Origin of the sequence: Streptomyces sp. BHT-5-2 (assembly GCF_019774615.1) — a bacterium.
Taxonomy (GTDB): Bacteria; Actinomycetota; Actinomycetes; order Streptomycetales; family Streptomycetaceae; genus Streptomyces.
In genome coordinates, this window is sequence record NZ_CP081496.1 from 3,755,702 (window position 1) to 3,780,250 (window position 24,549).

Sequence of the window (24,549 nt, forward strand, 5' to 3'; positions counted from 1 at the left end):
CAGTGGCGGTGGCGGCGCAATCAGCTCAAGCGCGGCTCCGACGCAGTGGGATCGGGCATGGGCCCTCTTCGACCCGCAGCGGCATGGGACGCGTCCATGAGCCCGGACTGTGGTGGGTACGTGTCCATGCAGTTCCTTGACCGGGTTGGTGGCCGTTATCCGGTCATCACGTGCCCCTGCCGCAGCCCCACGCCTCACCGGCTTGAGGTCATGCTCGTGCCCTCCCCACGCCACCCCTTGCCGGCTGCAGGGCAGTAGGCGGCTAGGTAGACGGCGAGGAGGGGGTGCGGGTAGGGCGGGCCGAGCGCAGGACGTACGGCACGCTGGTGACGGTGACCCCGGGGATGAACAGCAAGCGGGCCTTGAGCCGCAGTGCGCTCTGGTTGTGCAGCAACTGCTCCCACCAGCGGCCGACGATGTACTCGGGGATGATCACGGTGATGACGTCGCGGGGGCTTTCGCGGTGCAGGCGGCGGATGTACTCCAGGACGGGGCTGGTGACCTCCCGATACGGGGAGTCCAGAACTGTGAGCGGCACTCCCATCTCATGGGCGTCCCACGCGGCGGACAGCGACTGCGTCTCGGCCGCGTCGATGCCGGAGGTCACCGCCTCCACGCTGTCCGGGCGGATGGACCGGGCGTAGCCGACCGCGCGGAGAGTGGGCGCGTGGATCTTCGAGACCAGCACGATCGCATGGTTGCGGGACGGCGGTTCGGGGCGTGCGCCAGGAGGGACCTGCAGTTCCTCGCGTACTTTCTCGTAATGGCGGTGCACCGCCTTCATCGCCAGGAAGAGCAGCGGCATCGCGATGGTGACGATCCACGCGCCATGAGTGAACTTCGTGATCAGGACGATGACGAGGACGACCCCGGTGAAGAACGCGCCGGTGGCGTTGATGGCCTGGGAGCGCCGGATGTGCCTCCGTCGTGCCGGTTCGACGGCTTCGCTGGGTGTCTCCAGTTCGCGCTGCCAGTGCCGCACCATGCCGGTCTGCGACAGGGTGAAGGAGACGAAGACGCCCACGATGTAGAGCTGGATGATCGCCGAGACGTTGGCGTCGAAGATGACGATGAGGGCGATGGCGGCGAGGGCCAGCAGGACGATGCCGTTGGAGAACACCAGCCGGTCGCCGCGGTTGTGCAACTGGCGTGGCAGGTATCCGTCCTGCGCCAGGATGGACGCCAGCATCGGAAAGCCGTTGAACGCGGTGTTCGCGGCCAGGATCAGGATGCCGGCGGTGAACGCCTGCACGTAGTAGAAGAGCGGCGTGACGCTGCCGAAGCTGGCCTTGGCGATCTGGGCCAGCGCGGTCGGTGGTGCGGCGTCCGGCGGCAGTCCCAGTTCGGTCGGGCTCTGCGCCACGTGCACGTGGTAGACGAGCGCGAGGATGGTGATGCCGATGAACATGGACACCGACAGCGCACCCATGATCAGCAAGGTGGTGGCGGCGTTGCGGCTCTTGGGCTTGGTGAAGGCGGGCACCCCGTTGCTGATGGCCTCCACGCCCGTCAGCGCGGTACACCCGGAGGCGAACGACCGCATCGCGAGGAGGACGAGGGCCAGTCCGGTGTATGTTCCGGTGGCGTGGATGGGCCAGTGTGCGGATTCCGCACGGATTGTGTGCCCGGAGGCGAGCCGTGCCGCTGCCGCGACGAACATCACGTAGATGCCCAGCACGAATCCGTAGGTCGGGATGGCGAACGCCCGGCCCGACTCCTTGATCCCCCGCAGGTTCATCAGTGCCAGCAGCACCACGAAGCCCACCGACAGCGGCACCGCGTACGGAGCCATTGACGGTGCCGCCGAGGTGATCGCGGCCACTCCGGCGACCACCGAGACCGAGACGGTCAGGACGTAGTCCACCAGCAGCGCGCTCGCCGCCGTCAGCGCCGCGGTCTCGCCGAGGTTCTCGGAGCTCACGACGTAGGCACCACCGCCGTTGGGATACGCGTAGCAGGTCTGCCGGTACGAGGCGATCACCACGAGCAGCAAGGCCACGATGACCGCGGCGATGTACCACGTCAGATGCAGCAACATGGTGCCGCCCAGCGCCAGGATGAGCAGCGTCTCCTCCGTGGCGTAGGCGACCGAGGAGAGAGGGTCACTGCAGAAGACCGGCAGCGCCAGCCGCTTGGGCAGGAGCGTCTCCCCCATCTGGGCCGTCCTCAAGGGGCGACCGAGCAAAAACCGTTTGGGGAAGGCGACCCTCATACGCCCGGATCGTACGAGCCGTACTCTGCCGAAGCACCGCACCGGACGGGGCACCCGCCCACCGGGCCGCCAATGTGTGCTCGAACGGCGTAAGTGAGCCGCAGAGCAGCGGCGTCACGAGTACCTCCAAGAGGGCGGTCAGGCGAAGGCGAAGTATGCAGCCAGAGGTAGCCGACGGACACGGCGAGGGTGGCGGTGGTGATGACGAGGCCGTGTTTGGTGAACTGCCAGAAGGCGATGGGCTGGCGGTTGCGTTCGGCGATGCCCAGGACGACGACGTTGGCGGAGGCGCCGATCGCGGTGGCGTTGCCGCCGGGGTCGGTTCCCAGGGCGAGGGCCTGTGGTCAGCAGAATCCATCTGGACGGGGGCTGCCACTCCGCCGTGCTCGGCATGGCGATGCAGTTCTCGGGTTGCTGGTCATGTCGTCCGGCAACCACAGCAGCGTGTGGGAGGCGACAGGGCGCCGCTCACCCGTTCAGAAGGTGCGCATGACAAAATCCCGACTGCGGGCCGTTAAAATCCGATAAAGTTCCTGGCAGGAGTGCCGGGAAGTCTGGTCGGCGAAAAGATCGCACATCACTGCCGACAAGGGATGCTCTCATGACGGGCCTGACCATTGTTCTTCTGCTCGTGGTCCTGGCCACCGCCGTTGCCACAGGCGCCCGTCACTGGAGCTTGCCCGCCCCATCCCTCCTGGTCATCGCCGGACTGGCCGTGGGCCTGCTGCCATGGGTACCGGACATCCACGTCGCACCGCAGGTGATCAGTGTCCTCGTCCTCCCTCCGCTGCTGTACGCCTCGGCCGAGGAGATATCCGGCAGGGAGCTGCGCGCGGTGTGGCGCCCGGTGACCATCCTTGTCTTCGGGCTCGTTCTGGCTTCGGCGGTTGCCGTGGGAATGATCGCCTCGGCTCTGACCCCGCTCACCACGGCGACGGCGTTCGTACTGGGTGCCGTCCTGGCCAGCACCGACCCGGTGGCAGTCACCGCGCTCGGACGTCGCCTGGCGCTGCCGCCGCGGGTGCAGTCGATGGTGCAGGCCGAGAGCCTGTTCAACGACGCCACCTCATTGGTGCTGTTCAAGGTCGCCGTGGGGACCGCGGTGGCCGCCGGGGCGGTGTCCATACCGTCGGCCGCCGGGCAGTTCGTTTTGCTCGGCGGCGGCGGAGCCCTGATCGGCGCTGGAGTTGCCGGGGTGGTGATGCTCATCCGCAGGCGCACGGAAGACCCGGTGCTGGAGACCGTCATCGCGCTGGTCACCCCCTACGCGTCCTACGTCCTGGCCGAGGACCTGCACACTTCCGGGGTGACCGCCGTCGTGGTCGCCGGTGTCGTCTTGGGCAGCACCGGCCACCGACTCTCCACGGCCCACATCCGCCTCCAGGTCCACGCCGTCTACGGCACGGTCGTCTTTCTTCTGGAGAGCGTCGTCTTCGCGATCATCGGCCTTCAGTTGCCGACCCTGGTCCGCCAGCTGGCCACCGACGAGCGCGGGTGGCCGCTATGGGTCCCGGCCGTCGCCTTCACCGTCTTGGCCATCCGGTTGCTGTGGGTCTTCCCGCTCTCCGCACTGATGCAGTACCGGCGCGGCAACAACCGCATCTCCTGGCGAGTCCCGGCCGTGCTGTCCTGGGCCGGTACCCGCGGGGTGATGCCTCTGGCCGCCGCGCTGTCCATCCCCCTGACCACCCACGCCGGTGCTCCGCTGCCGCACCGGGCGCTGATCCTCACCCTCACCACCGGCACCATCGCCCTGACCCTTGTCGTCCAGGGCTTCACCCTCACCTCGGTCGTCCGCCGCTCGGGCATCGCCCTGGAGCCGCAGCACACGGCCCGCGAGGAAGCCCAGGCCCGTCGCCACCTGGCAAGCGCCGCTCTGGCCGAGCTGGACCGGTACGAAGAAGCCGACGCCGCCTCCGAGACCGTGCTCAAACACGTACGCCGCCACCTCGAAGCCCGCCTGCACCAAGCAGACGCCGATAGCGCCCCGGACACCGACGACTCAGTTAACCGCCCCGCCGACGCCTACGGCGAGATACGCCGGGCACTGATCGCCATCGAAACCGCCGAACTGCAACACCTCTACGAGAACAACAAGATCAGCAACACCACCCGACGTCACCTTCAGCGCGCACTCGATCTCGAAGAAGCCGGCCTCACCGGGTGACCGCGTCATCCGCCATAACCAACGCGGGAGCTGTTGGGGTGCAGTGAGGCTCGGCAGCGGCGACGGCTTCAGGCGCTGCTGCCGAGCCTTTCTGGCGTAGACACCCTTCGAGTTACCAAAAGGCCCTGTTCTCATGGCCGGCAGCCACCGCAGTCACCCAATCGAGACTCTCGCGCTAGCAAAACCGCTCAAAACCGGAACAACAACCGTTCAAGGCGTAGGCATGTAATCCAGGGGAAGCTCAACTCCTGTGCTGGCGTGTAGCCGTGCCATGTCCTGTCGGTCCTTGTCCGTGGGCTCGTAGCCGAGGTGGCAACGTACCTGCGTCGCCGCGTCGACACACGGGACCCGGCGCCCGCCGATGGTCCCGGTTACCGGTGCTGGATAGTGGAAGCGTTCACCGTCCGGGAGAAACTGCTCTCCGCCTTCGGAAGAGCCGAGGACAGGGTGCAGGTCGATCTCCCGGCCTGCGCTGTCCGCAATGGCCAGCGCCGTGGGGAGCCAGTCCCGCAACACCTGCGTGAACCCGGCTTCGAACAGCGCATCCCGCGCTACGTCGAGTTGGTCCAGCAAGACGACCAGATCGAGATCCGCATGGGTTCGGGTCACCTCTCCGATGAGGGCGTCCACACCCCAGCCGCCGTCCACCCAGGCTGCTGCCCCTGCGCTTTTGAGTAGGTCCAGCACTTCGAGTACATCGGATTCATTCAGCACGACCGCACTCTGGCAGCGCAGACCATCTGTCGCCACCGAGATACCCGGGCGTCCAGGCTCACCCGTTCGACCGACAAGCCTCGCGATCGATACGACAACGGCTTCTAACCGCCGGGACAACGCGTGGCACCGTACGACGCCGGATCTCCAACCCGTCACACAAGCTTTTCGCATGTCGGAACAAACGCCGCCCAACCTTCCGGCTATTCTCGCAGCAGCCTCAGTTCCGCCGAATGCCCGCATGTCCCCACGCGGGCACGTCCGCGAGCACGGGCAAAAGCACAGCCCGTCATCGAGCTTCGAAGCCCGTACGGAACCTCACCACGATCACGGCCGAGGGTGGAAGCCGTATGCGCCCTGTCCGTACGCAGGTGAAAGGGCGGGTGTCCACGTCACGGCAGGCCCGGACGAGCCGACTCCCAACCCTGAGCGAAGTGTTGGGGTACATTCCCCACCGCCGGAGGTGAACAGCCATGAAGCGCCCACGTACAGGGGTCGAAGCGGGCACTGCACGGAGCCCCCTACGGCTGAGGCTCATCCTGGCATCCGTCGCACTGGTGGTCTTCACCACCGCAACCCTTCGCTTCGCAATCGGAGTGTCCCGAGCGAATCCCACCCTCACGGTGCGCCTGGTCCTGACCGTGGCCTGCGGCGTCCTTGCCGGCCTTGCGGCCGTGGAATTGTTCGTCGTGCTGCGACGCTGCCGCAACGACAGGAACACAAAGGCATCACGCTAGTCGCCCATGCCAGACCTGCACGACTGCCCGGGCCTGAGGACAACGGCGGCACAAGCCCCGCCGAAGACAGTCACGGAACGCCACCGCACCCAGGAAGCTCCGCCTGTCCGCGAGCGTCGGATTCCCAGTGTCCACCGTCAGCAGCCGTGCCGAGTTCTTGTCAGGACGTACGGCCCGTCTCGATCGGGGCACCCACCCGAGTCGAACTTGCTATCGCGCCCCGCAGCTCGTTGTGGTGACCTGCTGCCGCCGATTGCGGACGACGATCTCGTGGGTCGCACCGTACTGCGCAAGCACACAGGCTTGCGCAGGGGGAATTGCCTCCAACTTGCTCTTCTTTCGCCCTGGTTGCATAGCCCCGCTCATGCATGAGGGCAGTCACGAGCCAGTTCGCTTCCTCCAGCGCGTTGTCAGGCCGGTCGATAACCGCTTCTGGATCCGTCCATCGATCCTGGACCCAGAGCGGCATTGTGAAGTCCGTCGTGCTCGCGCGCGACGGTTTGAGCGGTTCGCTCCTAACTCGCCGCCGGAGACGGCCACATTGCCCCTTCACCACGCGCCACGCGAGATAGGCACGCCGACGGTTCCTCACCGCGTGCTCGAGGGAGCATCCGGCGGTGCTGCGTGACCGGTATGGGACGGCGGCCATTCCTCATCGAGGAGTTGTGGGTGGGCAAAGTCGCCCGAATGCTGGCGGAGCCTCGAATGGCAGAACGAGCGGTTTGTTCACGCGATGCAGACCAGACCTGAGCAGGAGCAACCCCCGGGCCAGGCCGAACCCGTACACCACTTCCCAGGACGCAACCGCCGACAGCTGCATGGCTCAACTGTGGTGGCCGATGCGGACACTCGCTTGGCTGCATTCCTGTTTCAACCTGCCTACTTTGACGCGGCATTGACGATCCGGGAGACCATCGTCACAGTGTCAGCGCGATGCGAGGTGTTTGACTGGCGTGAGGACTGAACTCGGCGCCCGCCTCCGCGGAAGTCCGGCGAGCGAATGCGCGGGTTGCCACGGTCCAGCCGACCGCTTTATGGGGCCCGTTCCACTGGCAACGAAATGGTAATGGTAAGGTAAAGTCGGCTCGGTCTGTGTCATATGGGCACGCCAATGGGATAGTTGATGGCGATTTCTGACGGATTTCAGGCTGATGTGGACGGGCTGGGGTCACTGTCCCGGAAGCTGCTGCAGAGTGCGGAGTCCATGGGACACGCGTCACGGAGTCTGCAGCAGGCAGGCGTCAACGACCTTGGCAATGCGGACATTGATGAGAATGCGTCCGACTTCAGGGACTCATGGGATTACGGTATCGGCCAGATCATCAAGACCCAGGTGGCACTTCACGAGGGTCTGGAAGCGACGGCGCGGGCTTACCACGAGACGGACACCGCTCTTCAGGAGGCGCTGTCGAAGGGGCAGAGAGCCGAGACGTCGGGTCCTGAACTGGTCGCGCTGCGCCATCGACTCGGTGAACATGCGGGCCCTGAAAGGGGGGAGCTGACCGGTCCGAACCCCGTCGACCGGGGCAAGCAAGGGTCGAGGAACCACTTGAGCACTGAGCGGACCGGTTTACCCCCATCCATCGGCATCTCCAACGCGAACCTGCACGACAGTCGGGCACTCAAGCACCCCCGTCCGGGGCATCCCACCGATCCGCTCGCGACGAGGACCGCGCCGACGACGGCCCGCCAAGCTCCATGCGGACAAGGGATACGACTACGACGACCCGCGTCGATGGCTCCGCGGGCGAGGCATCCGACACCGCATCGCCCGCAGAGGCACCGAGCCCTCCACCCGACCGGGCCGACACCGCTCGACGATCGAGCGCACCATGTCCTGACTCGCCGGCTGCCGCCGCCTGCACCACCGCTACGAGCGCAAGGCCGAACACTTCCTCACCCTCACCGCCACCGCCTGCACCCTCATCTGCTACCGCAGACTCACCGAATGAGACGACTTCTTAGTCAGGGGCTGTCCGATGGGGCAACGGGCCCGCCGCGCCTGGTCAGTTGACTGGCTCGACGCAGCGAAGGCTCATCAGGGGCGCCAGTCGCCTGCCTGGCGGCGAAGGCGGATATCGGCCCTACGTGCCCCCTCGCCACGACCACGTGAGCCCGAGGAGCCGGTATGCTCGCGCACCTTCGTGAACCGTCGGGCCGCGTGCCGCGTCCCCTTGATGCGCGGCCCGTGCCGGGCGGGTGCTGCGCGGGGAAAGCAGGGGACGGATGACAGGTGAAACGATCGGTATCGGGCTGGCCGTATTGGCGGGCCTGGTGAGTCTGTGGGCCAGTGCCCGGGAGGCACGGATGCAGATACGGCTGAGCCGCTACGGGCTGCACGCCGAGGGGGTGGTGGTGGACCAGGAGCACACGTCAGCGGACGATTATTCGACGCCCGTCATCGAGTTCACCGACCGGCAGGGCCGACCCGTCAGGTTCCGGCCCCCCACCACGGGGACGGGGCTGGCCCTCGGAACCCATGTACCGGTCGCCTACCTGCCCGAAAGGCCGAAAAGCGCACGGGTATTCACCCGGAAGTACCGCCTACATCGGATCGTCGGCCTGTTCTTCGGAGCCGTGATTTTCCTCGGCGTCGCGGCTGGGTGCCTGCTCACGCGCTGAGCTTGTTCTCCCTCCTCGTTCTCACTGACGGATCCACCGCCAGACCCGTCACGGGACCCATCGGACACGCCCTGAGCCGTGGCGCTCGAAGGAACGGTGTCGCCGTGTCCGGGCGCGCGCATGAATGCCTGGTGTACGGCCTGGTGACCGAGCGCGTCGGCCGATCCCGGCCACTCGATCGTGACCACGCCGGGCCGCAGATCAGTGGCCGTGAAGTCGCCGTCCCCGCAGCCCGGGTGTCCCCTTCACGGTCAGTTCCGATCGGCCATCAGGCGGCGTCAGCGGGCGGTGCCCGCCGGAGCGGTCAACGGGATCTCTTCGTCCATGCACCCGGGCGCCGCGCTGCCGCGGCGCCGTTCCGCGGCGTCGGCGGCTGTCCCGACCAGGGCCGTGGCCAGGGCGCCGAGGGCGAAGACCAGTCCGACCCAGCTGGGCGACAGGTAGCCGTGGCCGCCGCTGATCGCCAGGCCGGCCACCCATGGGCCCGCCGCGTTGCCGATGTTGAAGGCGGAGATGTTGCCGGCGCTCGCCAGCGTCGCGGCGCCCTTGGCCTCGTTGAGGACCCGGGTCTGCAGGCCGGGGTTGATGAGGAAGCCGGCGATGCCGAAGACGATGACCGTGCCCGTCATGAGCACCTTGTTGTGCGCCGTGGCGGAGAACAGGGCGAGGCTCGTGGCGAGCAACACCATGCCGATCCACAGGGTCCGCATCAGGTTCCGGTCGGCGAACCGGCCGCCCAACACGCTGCCGCAGAAGGTGCCCACGCCGAAGAGGACCAGCAGCACGGGAACGACGGCCGAGGAGAAGCCCGTGATGTCGGTGAGCAGCGGCGTGATGTAGGAGTAGCAGCCGAAGAGCGCGGCCTGGCTGAGAGCTGTGGTGACCAGCCCCAGCCACACCCGGCCGCTCCGGAAGGCCGACAGCTCCTTGCGGACGCCGGCCTCCTGCTTGGACTTGTGGGAGGGCACCAAGGTGATGACACCGATGAGGCCGATGAGGGCCAGCCCGTTGACCACCCAGAACGGCGAGCGCCAGCCCCAGTGCTGCCCGAGGAAGGCGCCGAGCGGGACGCCCGCGATGGTCGAGATGGTGAGCCCGCCGAACATGACCGCGATGGCTCTGGCCCGTTTGGACGGCGGCACCAGGTCCGCCGCAACCACGGCGCCGATGCCGAAGAAGGCGCTCTGGACCACGGCGGTGACCACCCGGGCGACCAGCAGGACCTGGTAGCTCTGCGCGGTGGCTGCCATGGTCTGTCCGGCCAGGAACACGATGAGGATCGCAACGAGTGTGGCCTTCCTGGGCAGTCGCGCGGAGACCAGCGCCACCGCCGGCGCCCCGATGGCGGCGCCCACGGCGAAGGCGGAGATCAGGATGCCCGCGGTGGGGATGGAGACGTCGAAGGCGTCGGCCATCTCCGGGAGCAACCCGGCGATCATGAATTCGGTGGTACCTAAGCCAAAGATCGTAAGACCCAGGACGAACAGGGCAATGGGCACGATGAAGCTCCACGGGCGGAGAGGGGATCTGGAGGGGAACCGACTGCTGCCGACGGGCTTCGCCTCCGGGAGGGGCACCAAGGGAGTGCCCGGCAGCAGTACGGGGTCGGTGGGCGAGTGCACCGGGACCGGCCGCGCCTCGGCGAAGGGTCAAGCCCAGCCCGGCAAGGACGCCCGACCGACAAGACATCACGCTAGCCATGCTGGATCGATCAGTCCAGTAAGAAGTGAAGCCGCGCCGCGCAACTACCCGTGAACCGGGCTTAATCCAGTGCATTTGCGTCGAGCGATGACGCAAAAGGGATCCATGCAGGCCACTTACTTGACCGAACGTTCAAGATTCCTTACGGTCGGGGCCATGACGAGACAGCGCGGCTTCGCGACGGACGAGGCCCTTCTCAAGATCATGCAGATCTTCTGGGTGAAGGGGTACGAAGCGACCTCGATCGCGGACCTGTGCGAGGCGACCGGCCTGGGGCGCGGCTCGCTCTACGCGGCCTTCGGCAGCAAGCAGGAGGTGTACGAGCGCTCCCTGCGCCACTACGTCGAGAGCACCAACCGGCACCTGCGCGACCAACTCGCCCGGCAGGTACCAGTACGGCAGGCCGTGCGCGACCTGCTGCTGGACCGGGTCGACGGATCACTGGCCGACACGGAGCGCCCCGGCTGCCTCCTCGTGGGCGCCATCGTCGAACGCGTGGCCCAGGACGAGAGCGCGGCCCGCATCGCGCGGGACGCCATCACGGCAACCCTGGCCGCCTTCGCCTCCGCCCTGCGCTCCGCGCGCGCCGCCGGCGAGATCCCCTACGAGACCGACGTGGACGCGATCTCCGGGTTCCTCACCACGATGGTGCAGGGACTGCGCATCATGAGCATCTCCGTGCCCGACCGGGAGCTGCTCGTCTCGATCATCGACGCGGCACTCACCGCACTGCCCGAGTGACCGCTTCACCGCACCAGGGCCATGACAAAGGGGCCTGAGCCGTACGTCCATCGAGCCTGAACTGCTCAAGGTACGCATCCGGCACGCCTGCAAGCGAGTCCGAGGGCCAAGCAGGTCCAAGGGGTGCATCACCCCTGCGGCCCTCCTTTCGCTGACGAACGCACAGCACAGCGATGTTCCCCACCGCTATCCGAGGAGTAATGAAATGACCGTGAAGACAGCCGTGGTGACAGGCGCGAGCAAGGGCATCGGCCTCGCCGTGACCCGCTGCCTGGAGGAGGACGGCTTCCGGGTCGTCGGCGCCGCCCGCACCGTCACCCAGGAGCTGAAGGAGGCGTCCTCGCTCGCCGTCTCCGTGGACCTGGCGACCCCGGAGGGGCCGGCCGAGTTGATCCGGCAGGCACACGCGGCCTTCGGCTCAGTGGACGTGCTCGTCAACAACGTCGGCGCCTTCTCCCCACGCACCAGCGGGTTCGCGGTCATCGACGACGCCGAGTGGCAGCACACCTTCGAGCTCAACTTCTTCGGCGTCGTCCGCACCATACGGGCCGCACTGCCGCACCTGGTGGCGAGCCAGGGCGCGATCGTCAACGTCTCGTCCGCACGTGCCCGCGGGCCGCAGCCGCCCACGGTGGACTACGGCGCCGCCAAGGCCGCGCTGACCAACCTGAGCAAGGCACTGTCCATGGAACTCGGCCCCAAGGGCGTCCGGGTGAACACTGTCTCCCCGGGCCCCACCCGGACCCCCGCCTGGACGGACGCCGACGGCTTCGGCGCGGGACTGGCGGCCGCCGCAGGCAAGTCCCTCGAAGAGTTCCTGGAGGGCTTCCCCGGCATGGCCGGGCTGACCACCGGCCGGCTCACCGAACCGGAGGAGGTGGCCGAGGTGGTCCGGATGCTGGCCTCCGGCCGCACCAGGGCCGTCAACGGAGCCGACTTCGTCGTCGACGGCGGACAGCTCAAGACCGTGTGATCCCCCGGGCCCGGCCTCCCGATCAAGGGCTACGAGCTGTGGTCCGCAGGGCGAACGTGGCCCAAGGCAGCACTGGCGTTGTCCCGTAACTGCTCGATGAGATGTGATCACGTCGAGAGGCCCGGGCTCACGTCTCTGCTACCGTCCCGCGAACGCCGGCGCGGCGCGCCTCAGCACCACAGGACGCCCGGTCGGGAACCGTGGCCGCCCCGGGCGCGTCCCTTTCCGGGGGCCGGTGGAAGGGACGCCATGAGCATCGACGCTCCCGCCCATCCGGGCGGTCGCCATACGGTGGTCCGCGACCCACGAGCGACCCGCCGCGGCCGTACCCGCCGCTGTGGCGACGGCTGCGTGAGGACGAATGGCCGCCGCTGGGTGAGGTGTTGCGGGGGCGGCGGGAGCAGATGTCCCCGTGGGTGTTGCTGGTGTTGTTCCTCCCGTGCCTGTGGTGGCTGACCGTGCCGTTGCTGGTGGGCTACCAACTGGCCGGTACGGCCCGCCGCATGGCACGCCGGGTCTTCCCCGTACGCCCGGAAGGGCTCGTCGAGGATCCCGAGGTGCTGCGGGTACAGCGGGTGCGGGCCTGGGCGGGCCTCGTCATGTCGGGGGCGCTGTTGGCCGTGTTCGGTGGTTGGAAGGACGTGGCGGACGCACAGCAGCAGTTCCTGCAACGGCTCTTGTTCGCCCCCTGGTTGGCGCTGTTGAGCGCGGCGGTGGTGGTGGCACTGCTTTTCTGTGTGGCCAGGCCCGGGATGCGGCGGGCCATGCGGACGCAGCTGTGGCCGGCCGGTCGGTCGGCCCTGTGGTACTTCGGTGCCTGGACGCTGGTGCCGCTGTGGTTCATGGCGGCGATCGAGGGGATGGGGCTGCTGTCCAGCAACTCCAACCGGCCGACCGGGCTATTGCTCTGGGTGCTCGTGATGCTCGTGATGGTCGTGTGCTGGGCACCGTTCTGGTGGCTGATCTTCTTCCTCTGCTTCGCCTCCGGTCCGGCGCTGGGCCACGCCTTCCACCTGTCCACCCTGCACGCGGCGCTGCCCGCGCTGGTCACCACCGTCCTCGTCTGGGTGTTCGCCTTCCTCGGCTTGTCGGCGGGCGGCCTGCCGCCGGGCCCGGTGCCGCTCGCCGTCCGCGCGTTCCTCGGTGGCCCGGTGTCGGTGACGGCGGTGGCCTGGTGGGAGATCCACCGGCTGCACAGCTCCGGCCGACGCCGCGACCGGCCTCTCGTGCACCAGCCCTCGGCCAAGTCAGGTCCGTCTGGTCGGTGGTGGAGCCGCCCGGGACCGCGAGGTGCGGGCACCGGCGGCAACACCAACAAGTGGACCGAGGACTAGACCTCCACGTCCCGGGGGCCGCCGGTGGCTGGCTGGGCGAGCTGCTGCACCGTGCGGGCTTCCGCTGGAAACGGACCCGCGACAACGTGCGGCACCAGGCTGATCCCGTCCTCCAGCAGGCCGCCCGGGCTCAGTTGGAGGTCCTGCGGCAGAAGGCAAACGCCGCAGAACGTGACCTGCTCTTCCTGGATGAGACTGGCTTCGCTCCCACCATGCCCACCGGCTACACCTGGTCCCGCACCGGACAACGCGCGGTGGAGTTCGTCTGCTCGAAGGTGGCCGGTCTGCCCGGCGGCGACGGTGCCCTGGAGCTGGCCGCCGACGGCCTCGGCGCCGAGGCGATACCGGTGTGGGCGCGCCCGAGGCCATGCACCGTGGTGCTGGACAACGTCTCGGCGCACACGGCCAACGCGTTCAAGGGCCGCCACAGGCAGTTGTCGAAGATCGGGGTGGAGCTGCTCTACCTGCCGGCGCGCAGCCACCGGCCAGAAGATCGCGGAGCTGGAGCTCCGACACCGCCGGCGGGCACGCGCCGAGGACCGCACCCGCGCCGCCCGCACCACCGGCCTGCGCAACCTGCCCCTGCACGACAGCGCGCAGAACCAGTTCTGGCTGGAGACCGTCCAGATCGCCCTCGACCTGCTCGCCTGGATGCCCCTGCTCGCTCTCACCGGCGCCCTGGCCCGGCTCGACGCCCTGCCCATTCCCGGCTGACCAGCGCGGTCCCGTCCCGGCGAGCCTGAACGAATTTCCCGGAGCCGTGGAACCCGGCGCCCGCCCGACGCGACAGCCGGGCTCTCACCCCGCCCGCAGCCACCCCAACAAACCCGAACTTCCAGCCAGTTGAACTGACAAGCCATCACGAAAGATCGAGGCTAGAGCGCGTCCGACGGGTCGACTGACCGGTCCGCGTTGGCAGCAGTCCCCGGGCTGGGGTTACCCCCACCCCCAAGTGGTGGCTCGCCGGATGGGCATCGCCATCCGCATGGAGTGATCGTGTACCAACAGGTCTTCCGCTCCCCCGGGCGGCGACGGCACACACAGTGCCGAGAGAGTCGACTTTCCCGGCGGACGATCCGGAAGACCACTTGACGGATCACAGAGGGGGAACAGTGAAGCGTCCCACGGAGCACGCTCTGGCGCGCCGTACGCTGCTGGCCGGAACGGCGGCAGCCGGTGCGGCGATGGTGTGGGGATCTGCGGGGAGGGCCGTCGCCGGCGGGTGGCGGGAGCCGGTGGCACAAGGCGCGGTGGACGCCGAAGTGGCCTGCCTGGAGCGCGGGTTGATCGAGATGCGGCGGGAGATACACCGGCATCCCGAAATGCCGGGGCAGGAGTGGCGTACCGCCGGTGTGGTGGCCCGGGAGCTGCGAGCGGCCGGGCTGGCCGTCACCACCGGGGTGGGCGGCCACGGCGTGGTCGGCGTCCTGCGCGGCTCGCGTCCGGGCCGGACGGTCGCCTACCGGGCGGACATGGACGCGGTGCCGCCCAAGGACATCGTCGGGGGCGGCTCGGCGCCGGCCCACGTCTGCGGGCACGACATCCACACCACGGTGGCCCTCGGCGTCGCGCAGGTCCTGGCGCGGCTGCGGCAGCGACTGAGCGGAACGGTGGTGTTCCTCTTCCAGCCGGCCGAGGAGACCCTCGCCGGAGCCCGCGCAGTGATCGACGCGGGCGTTCTGGAGCGCACCGGCGTCGAGGAGATCCACGCGCTGCACTGCGGGCCGTTCCCCGTCGGCCGGTTCGCCGTGACCCCCGGCTACGGGATGCCGGGCCAGGACAATGCGGAGGTGACCCTCACCGGGCCGGACGCGCACGATGCCGCGCGGCGCCTGGCCGCCGAGATCGGCACGCTCGCCACGGTGCCACTTCCACAGACCCCCGCGGACATCGAGCGGATCGTCGCCGACGCCCAGACGCCCAACGGGCCGCTGGCCCGGTTCGTGGCCATCCGGGCCAGAGCACAGGAGGCCAAGGTGAGCGTGTCCTACCGCTGTTGGCCGCAGGAGCGTTACACGGAGGTACGCCAGGGCATCCGCCGACTGGCCATGTCCCACGCGGGGGCCGGGGTGAGCTTCCCCACCGAGCCGTTCCCCGCCATGCTCTGCCCGGAACGCGACGCCCGCATGCTCGCCCACCGCCTGCGCCGCACACGGGGCCGGGACGCGGTCACCGTGCTCCATGCCGCGTTCCCTCCCTTCAGCGGCGAGGACTTCGCCCTCTACCTGGACCAAATCCCCGGCACGTACACCTTCCTTGGCGTCCGTGCCCCCGGCGCACCCATCACCACCAGCTATCCGCACTACCCCGACTTCGCCCCGGACGAGCGCGCCATCGGCATCGGCGTACGGGCCATGACGGGCTGGATCGCGCAGCGGACCCACAGGGCCCAGGACCTGCCCGGCGCGTCCAGCGACTATGGCCTGTCCGGCGGGTCATGAGCGGAGCCAGAGGCGGATGGCAGCAACGGTCACAGTGCCGTAGATCGCCGAGCAGCAGGCCACCATCACGAATTCCGTGATGCCGATATCGAAGGGAGAGACGCCATGACGGTGCGCGTGATGCTCGTAGCGCCGGCGATGAACCCGGCCGTACGGCAACCACGGTTCGACGAAGGGGTTTCCCTGGACCCCACCGGACTACGACTGGCACGCGCCGCGGCGATCTCGCTGCCGATCGGTACCTGTGTGCCCCGGCCCCGCGCTGCCGCGAGACGGCGCTCGCCCTTGGACTCGACGCGCTCCCGGCAGCCGACCTGCGGGATCTGGACGTGGGGACCTGGCGAGGCCGGATGCTGGACGAGGTGGCCGCGACGGACCCCCGGGTGGTGGCGGCCTGGCTGGCGGACCCGGCAGCCGCGCCGCACGGGGGCGAGCCGATGGTCGCGCTGACCGACCGGATCGGCGCCTGGCTGGAGGCGCAAGGCGCCGAGGACGACCGCGTCCTCGCCGACGTCGACCCCGCCGTGGTACGTGCAGCGGTCGTGCACGCGCTCGGCCTGCCGCAGGCCGTCTTCTGACGGCTCGACGTGCTACCGCTCTCACTCACCACGCTCACCGGCCGCTCCGCGCGCTGGAACCTGCACTGCGGGCGCCCGCTGAACCCTGCCCCCTGACCGCACCCGACTGAAGCACCGCCCAGAGCACGGGCTCAGCGGCTGAAGTCGATCGCAGCGCCGACCCCGCCGAGGCCCGGAGCGAAGCGGTGTAAGGCGGCCAAGATTCCCGGTCTCGAACTGCGTTCAGCCGCTGTCTTCAATCCCGCGGGGTACCGGTCACGGTGGCCCAGGCGTGGGTGAAGCTGATGGCTTGGTCGTCGCCGCATGCGGGGCGCAGGCCGGTTGCCGTGCCGCCGGCGAGTTCCTCTTCGAGGCGTGTCCGGATCTGTGCGCGCACCGGGGCCGGTGTCTGGCTGCAGGTCAGCCGGTCCTTCAGGTCCAGATCGTGGGCACGGACGGCGGTCGAGGCCACCGAAGCGCCAGCGGCCTCCAGCAAGGCGTGCACCTCGGTGAGCGAAAGGGTCCGGTTGTGGTTCGGGGCACGCAGGCGTTCCGGTCGATTGGTCTCCTCGGCCAGCTCCGAGTCCTCATCGGCGATCATGTCGGTGACACCGATGCAGCCGCCTGGGCGGGTGACGTGGACCATCTCCCCTACCAGCGCCGCCGGATCAGCGACTTGATGGAGTGCGAGTCGGCACACGACCAGGTCGAACTGATCGTCGAGGTAGAGACGCACATGACGGGACATCACAACGATGCGGTCCGGGAACAGTTCAGGATCCAGGCCACAACCTTCACCGATGAGGGGTTCGCCGCCGGCGGGCTGGATCCTCGAACAGCTCGCCCCCTCAGCCGACGCACAAGTGCTGGATGTCGCAGCCGGCGCGGCTCACCTCGGCCGAGCACTGGCACCACACACGCGAGGAGGACTGTTCTGTCTCAACGAAGTGAGTCGCCCGGATGGCGTTGACCTGCATGGACTGGATTGGGTGAGACGCGCGGACTCGGTTCGTTGAGACAGACAGCAAGTCTGGGACCGGTTCGATCAGCAGGCGTCCGCTGATGCGCTGTCGAGGGTTGCCAGGTCGAAGCCAGCATCGGTCAGGGCTGAGGCGGCAACTCCGCGGCCGACCTGGGCGAGGCCGATGAGGAGATCGTCGCAGTCGATGCGATCGGAGCTGTTCTGCTCGGATCGTCCCTCGGCGATAGAGATTGCCTTGCGGGAGTAGGGAGTCCAGGCAATCCGCTCGGCTGCTTGGGAGGCGCCCATGCTCAGTCGGCTTCCGCGGACTCCACCATCGCTCGCGCTCATCAGCACGCCGCCGGGGCGCGTAAAAAGGGGCTCTCCAAAAGGAGCCTCCCGGAGGCATCGACACCGAGCCGGACGATCACGGCCTCGGGCGCTCGCGCGGCGGGCTGACCACCAAGCTGCACCTGGCGGTCGAGCAGGGACAGAAGCCGCTTTCCCTGCTTGTCACTGCCGGCCAGCGGCACGACAGTCCCCAGTTCCAGCCGGTCCTCGACCGAATCCGGGTGCCCCGAATCGGATCTGGTCGACCTCGCACGAAGCCGGACAGGGTCCGCGCGGACAAGGCGTACGGCTCCCGTGCGAACCGCGCCTATCTGCGCCGACGCGGCGTGAAGTGCACCGTCCCGGAGAAGGTGGACCAGATCCGCAACCGCCAGAAGTTCGACTCCCGAGGCGGCCGCCCTCCCAAGTTCGACGAGGACGACTACAAGCAGCGGCACGCGGTCGAGTGCGGGATCAACCAGCTCAAGCGCCACCGCGCGGTCGCCACGAGGTATGACAAGTTCGCCGTCCGCTATCACGCGACCGTGCTGGTCGCCGCAATCAACGAGGTTGTGAGACACCACCTGCTGCGATCATGGGGCGGTGAACGCAGAACTTCCCGACGGGTGGACGATCGAGCAGGTCCGCTCCGCATCAGGTGACGCCGAAGCGGATCTGCTCTCGCTTGAACGACTCGTCGTTGTCGAAGAGCACGGCTCCACCGACTATGACGTCCTTCAGCCTGACGTCATCCTTTCCTTCCATGACCTGTGCCTTGCAAGAGCCGGCGACGAGTGGTTCATGGGGCAGCTCGGCACCGACGGCTCTGTCATCTGCTGGGCTGCCTACGGCTCAGACCTGGCCGAAGCCATCCGTGGGTTGTGAGCCGTCAGACAGCGATCCCGCCCACTTTCACAACACGCCCTAGAGGCTCCCCGGCCCACAGCCAGCCCCCCCATTACCTTCTTGGTGGCCCCGCAATGGGGCGCCCGGCCTTCGGAGTTGGCATGACTTTCTCCCCCTGTCGAACGTATGGCCTGGGGGGTGGTGTCACCGGCTCCGGAGGCATCGACAGACCGCTGATTAGGGGCATGACCACCGGCTTGTCCGCAGGTCGGGAGGCTCTTCGTAATGTGGATGTGGCGATCGGTGCCGTGGGACGGCCGGGCGGGAACGACCAGAGGACGCACGTGATCGACGTCAGTGAGATCGGCGCCTTCCTCGGCCTGGACGTCGGCAAGAGCGAACACCACGCCACCGCCGTCACTCCGGCCGGAAGGAAGGCCTTCGACAAGCGGCTGCCCAACAGCGAACCCAAGCTCCGCGACGTGTTCGCCAAGCTGAAAGCCAAGCACGGCACCGTGCTCGTGGTCGTCGACCAGCCCGCCTCCATCGGCGCCCTGCCGCTGGCCGTGGCCCGCGACATGGACTGCCCCGTGGCTTACCTGCCGGGCCTGACGATGCGGCGGATCGCCGACCTCTACCCCGGTGAAGCCAAAACCGACGCCCGCGACGCCTTCATCATCGCGGACGCGGCCCGGTCGATGCCGCACACTCTGCGGGCCGTCGAGCTTGCCGACGAGGCAGTAGCCGAGCTGGAAATGATCGTGGGTTTCGACGACGACCTGGCCGGCGAAGCCACCCGCATCAGCAACAGACTGCGGGGACTGCTGACACAGATCCACCCGTCGCTGGAACGGGTACTGGGACCGCGAATGCAGCACCCAGCCGTGCTCAAGCTGCTCGACCAGTGCGGTTCGCCGGCCCAGGTCCGCAAGGCCGGACGGCGTCGGCTGGTGAACCTGATCCGCCCAAAGGCACCACGGATGGCGGAACGGCTCGTCGATGACATCTTCACCGCCCTGGACGAGCAGACAGTGGTCGTGCCAGGCACGGCCGCGGCCGCATTGATCGTCCCCAGCCTCGCCAGCTCGCTCCAGTCGGTACTTGACCAGCGCAAACTCCTCGCCACAAGGATCGAGGAACTGCTGGAGGCTCACCCTCTTTCCAAGGTCCTGACGTCCATGCCGGGGATCGGCGTCAGGACCGGAGCACGCATCCTCATCGACATCGGCGACGCCAGCAGCTTCCCCAGCGCCGCCCACCTCGCCGCCTACGCCGGCCTCGCCCCGGCAACCCGCAGTTCCGGGTCCTCCATCCGCGGCGAACAGCCATCGCGCAGAGGAAACAAACAGCTCAAACGCGCCTTCTTCCTCTCCGCGTTCGCCGCCCTGGCCGACCCCGTCTCCAGGGCCTACTACGACAAGAAGATCGCCCAGGGAAAACACCACACCCAAGCCCTCCTCTGCCTCGCCAGACGACGAGCCGACGTGCTCTTCGCCATGCTCCGCGACGGCACCTTCTACCAACCCCAACCAGCCCCCACGGGTTGACGAAACCCATAGGGGCACCCCCCCGCAAGATCTTCAGAACTCTCCTATGCGCGTGCGGCCGTGGACGGCTGGTGCGCATCGGCGGACCGCTGCTGTTCGGCGTCGACGATGCGGGACAGTCGCGGTACGCGTGAACGGAGCATCACCACGATCGCGAGGATCAGAGCGATCCCCGGCACCTTCTGCAGCCCGTCGGCCCGGCTGACCGGAAACGAGTAGACGATCGCTACGTTCAGCATGGCGTAGCCGAGCATCGCTGTGGCACTCGCGGCGGTGAGCCGGCGGTGGGTGGCCCGCATCTGCGGGGAGTTGTGCCAACTGCGTTCGTACGCCGCGGCCCGCTCCGGATCGCCCTTGGTGGCCATCGGCGTGGCTGTGGTGTAGGTGAGCGGGCGACCGCGCCAGCAGGAGAGCAGGAAGACGGCGGCGGCGACGGTGAGGTAGACGCTGGGGCGCAGCAGCGCCAGCCGGGCGTCCCCCGAGACGGTCAGCAACGCGGCTGTCGCTGCGAGTTCGGCGATGACGAGCAGGCCGAGCGCATCCACCCGCCGGCCGCGGATCATGCAGGGAACGGTGTACCCGGCGGTGGCCGCGCAGGCTGTGATCAGCGCGGGCACGTCGGGGACGCCGAGCCGGTGCAGCACGTAGTAGACGACTGTCGGAACGATCAGGTCGGACAGGACGGGCAGCAGGGCCCGCAGGGTCCTGTTCATCGTTGGGTCTCCCTTCCGGCATCGCGGATCGCCTGAGCGAACCGCTCGCCGTAGTGCAGCGACTCCGCTACGGCGGCGAATCCGTACCGGCGCATCTCTGTCTCGTACGCGGCCACCGCCGATACCAGCCCGGCGGGATGCCGGACGGCGGTGAGCTTGTCCGCGAGCACGGCCGCGTCGCGCAGCGCGGTGTTGGCGCCGGTGCCGCCGGCCGGCGACATCGGGTGGATCGCGTCGCCGAGCAGGGTGACCCGGCCGGCCGGCCAGGCGGGCGGCTGGTCGGCGACCCGTACGTTCTGGACGAAGCAGTCTTCCGGGACGGCCTCCCGCACGGCCTGGTGCAAGGCGGGGTGCCATCCGGTGGTCGCGTCAGCCGCGTACCGGTGCAGCCCGGCCGGCGACGCGGTACGCCACTGCTCCTCGCCGGCGAACGGTCCCCCCGGTCCGCCGCTGAGCACCCACATCACGTAGTCGGGCTCCGGGTCCAGTGACACCGGCGGCGTCACGGCGGCGGCGGGCGCGGTAGGCCCCCCAGATCCCGATGTGGCCTTGCGGGGCAACCGTCACCGCGACCCGGTCGAAGAGCGGCGCGGGCAGCCCGTCCCGCAGTGCGGGGCTCAGTGTCGTGCGCCCCCACAGGCAGCGGACGTCGGTGTCGCGGGTCCGTACGTCGGGCAGCAGTCCGGCGCGCACGGCCGAGCCCACGCCGTCGGCTCCGACCAGCAGATCGCCCTCGGCGGTCGAGCCGTCGGCGAGGAGGACCTGTACCCGGTCGGGGGTCTGCTCGAAGCCGACCACCTCCTGTCCGAAGCGCACCTCCCGCTCCAGGCCGGCCAGCATGATCTGGCGTAGCGTCAGCCGGTTGACCCCGGTGTGGTCCCGAGGGACGGCAGTGCCGTCGATACCGACGTCGGTCGCGTACAGCGGGCGCATGCGGTGGTCGAAGACGGCTACCCGGGCCCGCGCCTCGTCGTTGGAGGTGGCCAGGTACAGCCGGAACAGTTCCTCCGGCAAGCAGGCGGCGAGGGCATCGCCGCCCACGCGGTTGATGTTGATCCGGTATCCCCGCCGGCCGGCCGCCACCGTCGGCGCCCGCTCGAAGACCGTCACGGCCAGGCCGGCTTGGCGCAGTGCCTGGGCGAGGGCGAGGCCGCCCACGCCCGCACCGGCGATCAGTACCCGCAGTGTCACGCGATCCCCCAGGTGGTGTGCTCTTGGTCGTGTGTTCCGCCGCGTGATCACCGATCCAGGTGCGGATTGCCCACCTTCGCCTTGGACTCCTCGAACCGGGTCAGCAGCTCGGCCAGGGTCCGCACGTCCGCGGCGTCCCAGTCGGCGACGAAGGCCGTGAAGCGGTCGAGGCCCTGCTCGGCCAGCCGGTCGAGCTCGTGCCGCCCGGAGGCGGTGAGCGTGACGATGCTGGAGCGGCGGTCGGCCGGATCGGTCGTCAGGGTCACGTGGCCGGCCTGCTGAAGCGCCTTCAGCTGGTGGGTGATGGCCGATCGGTGCACCTCCAGGGCGGAGGCGAGATCGGACGGACGCACCGCCTTGTCCGGGGCCTCCCGCTCCGCCCAGCCGAGCACCTGGAGGACGGCGAGGGACGCCGCCTCCGGAATCCTGCGTCGGGCCCGTTCCACACCGGCGGCCACCGCGTTCACCGCGAACGCCAACCGTGCCACGTCATCTCTGCTTGGTCGCATGCCATCACCGTAATCTAGTTGATTTATTTAATCAACTAGATCAGTGCAGGGCCACGGACACCCAAGGTCCGTTCAGGAGGAGCAAACCTCCAGTCTGACGCCAGCCTTGCGCTCGCTCACAGACGGGGCTCAAGGTGCTTCAACCGAGACACCGCCGCCGAGCGCGAGTGGGCCCTGCGGCCACCGCCTTGATCCGGTCCTTGGTCACGTACCACGCCCCCACGCCGTACGCCGTCGCCTGATGACCGAGTCCGCGCAAGCGTCCCCGGGCGCCCGCCTTGCGGTCCAGCAACTCCTGGAGGAACGCCTCGTACCTCGCGACGATCCGCGCCGTGTCATACCGGCGGCCCTTCTCCAGGGCCGCCCGGCCCATCCGCTTGCGGCGCCCGTCGTCCTCGATCAACTCCAGGATCGCGTCGGCCAGCGCCCCGGGATCACGCGGCGGGACCAGCAGCCCGTCCACGCCGTGCTCGATGATCTCTCCCGGCCCCAGCGGGCAGTCGGTGCTCACGACCGGCAGACCGACCCGCATCGCCTCGACGATGGTCATGCCGAACGACTCCATGCTTGAGGAGACCACCAGCATCGAGCCCTTGGCCATCTCCGGTTCGACGGGCGTGACCGGGCCCATCAACGTCACGACGTCGTCCAGCTCCAGCTGGCTCACCAGCCGTGACAGCTCCTCCTTCTGAGGCCCTCCGCCGTACAGCCGCAGACCCCAGTCCGGCCGCTCGGCCCGGATCTTGACGAAGGCCAGCATCAGGTCCCCGTACCGTTTCACCGGAGCCAGCCGGCCGACCGCGACGACATGCTTGGCGTCCAGTGTGCCGGGCGGAATCCCCGGATCCGGGACACTGTTCGGCATCGCCTGGATCCGCACACCCGGCAGCCGCAACCGGCGGAGGTAGGAGGCGGCATCGGCCTCGGTGGTCGTGGTGATCGCGTCCAGCCGTGGATACAGCCGTCGCACCCTGAGCACCAGTCGGGTGGGACGGGTGTTCAGCGTCAGGTGCTCCTGACCGATCCGCACCAGGCGGCGCGGGGCCTGCCGGGCGATGTGCATGTTCAGGCCCGGCCGGGTTCCGATCACGATGTCGGCGTCCAGGCCCCGCAGATCGGCGCCGAGCCGTTCGTCGGTCAGTTCGCTGTACCGGTGGTAGTGCCCGTCCTCGCACGGGAAGACCTTCGCGGGGCGCTTGGCGAGCGGATGGTCACCCATGTAGGACGCGCTCTTCTTCCGCAGATCCACCAGGGATCGCAGCCGCACCCGCGGGTCCAGGAAGAGCTGGTGTTTCGTCCGGTATCGGAACACCGAGACGATCTCGACCGGGTGCCGCTCGACCAGGCCGTTGGCCAGATTGAACGTGGTGCGGATGGTCCCGCCGATGCCGTAGGCGTGGTGGATCAGGAAGGCGATGCGCATGCGTCCCCGTTATTCCACAGGGTGCCGGCGTCGTTCCACAGGGCGTCGGGGTTCGCGGCGGAACGTGGCCGGCGTGCGGGAGTGAGGAGGTAGCGCGCCCCACCGCTCGTGCGCCCGGCGCGCAACGACCGGCTAACTGGGCGTTTTCGTGAGGGCTTATGGCGTGGGGGTGGTGTCTGTCGCTGTTTCGAGGTTGCGGGTCATGCGTTCGAGGACGTGGACGGCCGTGCAGTACTCGTCCTGGGAGATGCCGGCGGTGGAGAGTGTGCGGAAGGTGTCGACGTGTTCGGCGATGCGGGCCAGGCGCTGACGTCCGTCGGGGGTGAGGGAGAGTCGGTCCGGTGCGGGGCGTGTGGCCCAGCTCTCGACGAGCACGGCGTCGATGGCGGCGGTGAGTGTGGGCCAGTCCTGGCCGGCGGCCCAGTCGGTGAAGGTGTGCCAGCCGACTTCGGGGTAGTCGCGTCGCAGCCCGGCGACATCGACATCGAGGCCGACGGTGGTGAAGTACTCGAACATGGCGGCCAGATCGGCGGATCGGGTGCGGACCTGGGAGAGCGGGACCTCGTGGTGGGCGATCGGCCGGTCGGCGTCCTCGGCCACTTCCCGTGGACCGGCATGCTGCCGGTGGACGACACGGCCCTGGCCGTCACCGACACCGGCGGCCCCGGCATCCCCATCGTCTACCTCAACGGCCACGTCACGCCGGGGTACTGGCGGCGGAGCTGACCCCACCGGTGCTCCAGGCAGTCCACCTCGGAAGAAGCCAGGGCGTCGATCACGGTTTCATGCCAGGAAGCGTGGCCGGCGGAGACTCCGCGGCTCCAACTGAT

Annotated in this window: 20 protein-coding genes and 5 pseudogenes; 13 read left to right on the plus strand and 12 right to left on the minus strand. The window is 68.6% G+C overall.

What is annotated here, in order from left to right:
* Positions 1-262: 262 nt before the first annotated feature.
* Both K2224_RS16685 and K2224_RS41390 read right to left on the minus strand, forming a co-directional pair.
* Positions 263-2,155 carry an APC family permease gene (locus tag K2224_RS16685; RefSeq protein ID WP_260692694.1) on the minus strand — a complete coding sequence of 631 codons (1,893 nt, stop codon included), beginning with the start codon at positions 2,153-2,155 and terminating at the stop codon, positions 263-265.
* Between the two features lie 195 nt (positions 2,156-2,350).
* Positions 2,351-2,550: pseudogene (locus tag K2224_RS41390) on the minus strand (hypothetical protein); the annotation flags it as partial.
* A 263-nt stretch (positions 2,551-2,813) separates the two neighbouring features.
* Here K2224_RS41390 and K2224_RS16690 point away from each other — a divergent pair.
* Positions 2,814-4,379: a Na+/H+ antiporter gene (locus tag K2224_RS16690; RefSeq protein ID WP_221907294.1), complete on the plus strand. Its 1,566-nt coding sequence runs from the start codon at positions 2,814-2,816 to the stop codon at positions 4,377-4,379.
* Positions 4,380-4,589: 210 nt separating this feature from the next.
* Here K2224_RS16690 and K2224_RS16695 read toward each other — a convergent pair whose 3' ends face one another.
* Complete coding sequence (locus K2224_RS16695) at positions 4,590-5,093, minus strand: nucleotidyltransferase domain-containing protein (RefSeq protein WP_260692695.1); 504 nt, start codon at positions 5,091-5,093, stop codon at positions 4,590-4,592.
* Between the two features lie 473 nt (positions 5,094-5,566).
* Between K2224_RS16695 and K2224_RS41685 the strand changes: the two genes are divergently transcribed.
* From K2224_RS41685 to K2224_RS16710, 3 genes and pseudogenes are all read left to right on the plus strand, one after another.
* The gene (locus tag K2224_RS41685) at positions 5,567-5,830 is read left to right on the plus strand and encodes a DUF6343 family protein (RefSeq protein WP_221907295.1); all 264 of its coding nucleotides are present in this window, start codon (positions 5,567-5,569) and stop codon (positions 5,828-5,830) included.
* A 1,436-nt stretch (positions 5,831-7,266) separates the two neighbouring features.
* Positions 7,267-7,782 (plus strand): annotated as a pseudogene (locus K2224_RS16705) (transposase); the annotation flags it as partial.
* 274 nt (positions 7,783-8,056) lie between these two features.
* Positions 8,057-8,452, plus strand: coding sequence for a DUF3592 domain-containing protein (locus tag K2224_RS16710; RefSeq protein WP_221907296.1), 396 nt, complete (start codon positions 8,057-8,059; stop codon positions 8,450-8,452).
* 278 nt (positions 8,453-8,730) lie between these two features.
* Here K2224_RS16710 and K2224_RS16715 read toward each other — a convergent pair whose 3' ends face one another.
* Positions 8,731-10,074, minus strand: coding sequence for a Cmx/CmrA family chloramphenicol efflux MFS transporter (locus tag K2224_RS16715; RefSeq protein ID WP_313904777.1), 1,344 nt, complete (start codon positions 10,072-10,074; stop codon positions 8,731-8,733).
* A gap of 235 nt (positions 10,075-10,309) precedes the next feature.
* Here K2224_RS16715 and K2224_RS16720 point away from each other — a divergent pair, with 235 nt between their 5' ends.
* The 6 genes and pseudogenes from K2224_RS16720 (at position 10,310) to K2224_RS16745 (ending at position 16,316) form a co-directional block, all read left to right on the plus strand.
* Positions 10,310-10,894: a TetR/AcrR family transcriptional regulator gene (locus tag K2224_RS16720; protein WP_221907298.1), complete on the plus strand. Its 585-nt coding sequence runs from the start codon at positions 10,310-10,312 to the stop codon at positions 10,892-10,894.
* Between the two features lie 205 nt (positions 10,895-11,099).
* Positions 11,100-11,867: an oxidoreductase gene (locus K2224_RS16725; RefSeq protein ID WP_221907299.1), complete on the plus strand. Its 768-nt coding sequence runs from the start codon at positions 11,100-11,102 to the stop codon at positions 11,865-11,867.
* 404 nt (positions 11,868-12,271) lie between these two features.
* Positions 12,272-13,201: a hypothetical protein gene (locus K2224_RS16730; RefSeq protein WP_260692696.1), complete on the plus strand. Its 930-nt coding sequence runs from the start codon at positions 12,272-12,274 to the stop codon at positions 13,199-13,201.
* A gap of 480 nt (positions 13,202-13,681) precedes the next feature.
* Positions 13,682-13,888 (plus strand): annotated as a pseudogene (locus K2224_RS16735) (transposase); the annotation flags it as partial.
* Positions 13,889-14,385: 497 nt separating this feature from the next.
* Positions 14,386-15,642, plus strand: coding sequence for a M20 family metallopeptidase (locus K2224_RS16740; protein WP_221909751.1), 1,257 nt, complete (start codon positions 14,386-14,388; stop codon positions 15,640-15,642).
* A gap of 105 nt (positions 15,643-15,747) precedes the next feature.
* A pseudogene (locus K2224_RS16745) lies at positions 15,748-16,316 on the plus strand (histidine phosphatase family protein).
* Positions 16,317-16,455: 139 nt separating this feature from the next.
* Here K2224_RS16745 and K2224_RS16750 read toward each other — a convergent pair.
* Positions 16,456-16,947, minus strand: a complete 492-nt coding sequence (locus tag K2224_RS16750) for a class I SAM-dependent methyltransferase (RefSeq protein ID WP_221907300.1) — start codon at positions 16,945-16,947, stop codon at positions 16,456-16,458.
* A gap of 297 nt (positions 16,948-17,244) precedes the next feature.
* On the minus strand, positions 17,245-17,469 hold the full coding sequence (locus K2224_RS16755) for a Clp protease N-terminal domain-containing protein (RefSeq protein ID WP_260692697.1): 225 nt from the start codon (positions 17,467-17,469) through the stop codon (positions 17,245-17,247).
* Positions 17,470-17,487: 18 nt separating this feature from the next.
* Between K2224_RS16755 and K2224_RS16760 the strand changes: the two are divergent.
* The 3 genes and pseudogenes from K2224_RS16760 to K2224_RS16770 form a co-directional block, all read left to right on the plus strand.
* Positions 17,488-18,053 (plus strand): annotated as a pseudogene (locus tag K2224_RS16760) (IS5 family transposase); the annotation flags it as partial.
* Between the two features lie 40 nt (positions 18,054-18,093).
* Complete coding sequence (locus K2224_RS16765; protein WP_221907301.1) at positions 18,094-18,375, plus strand: hypothetical protein; 282 nt, start codon at positions 18,094-18,096, stop codon at positions 18,373-18,375.
* Positions 18,376-18,680: 305 nt separating this feature from the next.
* The gene (locus K2224_RS16770; protein WP_221909414.1) at positions 18,681-19,883 is read left to right on the plus strand and encodes an IS110 family transposase; all 1,203 of its coding nucleotides are present in this window, start codon (positions 18,681-18,683) and stop codon (positions 19,881-19,883) included.
* Positions 19,884-19,927: 44 nt separating this feature from the next.
* Here K2224_RS16770 and K2224_RS16775 read toward each other — a convergent pair whose 3' ends face one another.
* From K2224_RS16775 to K2224_RS16800, 6 genes are all read right to left on the minus strand, one after another.
* Positions 19,928-20,596 (minus strand): VC0807 family protein, encoded by a 669-nt coding sequence (locus tag K2224_RS16775; RefSeq protein WP_221907302.1) that lies wholly within the window; start codon positions 20,594-20,596, stop codon positions 19,928-19,930.
* Positions 20,593-20,940: an NAD(P)/FAD-dependent oxidoreductase gene (locus K2224_RS16780; RefSeq protein WP_221907303.1), complete on the minus strand. Its 348-nt coding sequence runs from the start codon at positions 20,938-20,940 to the stop codon at positions 20,593-20,595. Before K2224_RS16780 ends, K2224_RS16775 begins: the two co-directional genes overlap by 4 nt.
* A gap of 25 nt (positions 20,941-20,965) precedes the next feature.
* Positions 20,966-21,787: an NAD(P)/FAD-dependent oxidoreductase gene (locus K2224_RS16785; RefSeq protein WP_221907304.1), complete on the minus strand. Its 822-nt coding sequence runs from the start codon at positions 21,785-21,787 to the stop codon at positions 20,966-20,968.
* Positions 21,788-21,834: 47 nt separating this feature from the next.
* Positions 21,835-22,296, minus strand: coding sequence for a MarR family winged helix-turn-helix transcriptional regulator (locus K2224_RS16790; protein WP_221907305.1), 462 nt, complete (start codon positions 22,294-22,296; stop codon positions 21,835-21,837).
* A gap of 139 nt (positions 22,297-22,435) precedes the next feature.
* Positions 22,436-23,719 (minus strand): glycosyltransferase family 4 protein, encoded by a 1,284-nt coding sequence (locus tag K2224_RS16795; RefSeq protein WP_221907306.1) that lies wholly within the window; start codon positions 23,717-23,719, stop codon positions 22,436-22,438.
* Between the two features lie 156 nt (positions 23,720-23,875).
* Positions 23,876-24,319 carry a hypothetical protein gene (locus K2224_RS16800; RefSeq protein WP_221907307.1) on the minus strand — a complete coding sequence of 148 codons (444 nt, stop codon included), beginning with the start codon at positions 24,317-24,319 and terminating at the stop codon, positions 23,876-23,878.
* Positions 24,320-24,549 lie beyond the last annotated feature (230 nt).

Bases quoted from the DNA above. Each gene is read 5' to 3' on its own strand.
- K2224_RS16790 (WP_221907305.1), bottom strand. From the start codon at position 22,296: ATGCGACCAAGCAGAGATGACGTGGCACGGTTGGCGTTCGCGGTGAAC.
- K2224_RS16740 (WP_221909751.1), top strand. From the start codon at position 14,386: ATGGTGTGGGGATCTGCGGGGAGGGCCGTCGCCGGCGGGTGGCGGGAG.
- K2224_RS41685 (WP_221907295.1), top strand. From the start codon at position 5,567: ATGAAGCGCCCACGTACAGGGGTCGAAGCGGGCACTGCACGGAGCCCC.
- K2224_RS16795 (WP_221907306.1), bottom strand. From the start codon at position 23,719: ATGCGCATCGCCTTCCTGATCCACCACGCCTACGGCATCGGCGGGACC.
- K2224_RS16730 (WP_260692696.1), top strand. From the start codon at position 12,272: ATGTCCCCGTGGGTGTTGCTGGTGTTGTTCCTCCCGTGCCTGTGGTGG.
- K2224_RS16720 (WP_221907298.1), top strand. From the start codon at position 10,310: ATGACGAGACAGCGCGGCTTCGCGACGGACGAGGCCCTTCTCAAGATC.
- K2224_RS16755 (WP_260692697.1), bottom strand. From the start codon at position 17,469: ATGGGCGCCTCCCAAGCAGCCGAGCGGATTGCCTGGACTCCCTACTCC.
- K2224_RS16775 (WP_221907302.1), bottom strand. From the start codon at position 20,596: ATGAACAGGACCCTGCGGGCCCTGCTGCCCGTCCTGTCCGACCTGATC.
- K2224_RS16750 (WP_221907300.1), bottom strand. From the start codon at position 16,947: ATGTCCCGTCATGTGCGTCTCTACCTCGACGATCAGTTCGACCTGGTC.
- K2224_RS16690 (WP_221907294.1), top strand. From the start codon at position 2,814: ATGACGGGCCTGACCATTGTTCTTCTGCTCGTGGTCCTGGCCACCGCC.
- K2224_RS16710 (WP_221907296.1), top strand. From the start codon at position 8,057: ATGACAGGTGAAACGATCGGTATCGGGCTGGCCGTATTGGCGGGCCTG.
- K2224_RS16685 (WP_260692694.1), bottom strand. From the start codon at position 2,155: ATGGGGGAGACGCTCCTGCCCAAGCGGCTGGCGCTGCCGGTCTTCTGC.
- K2224_RS16725 (WP_221907299.1), top strand. From the start codon at position 11,100: ATGACCGTGAAGACAGCCGTGGTGACAGGCGCGAGCAAGGGCATCGGC.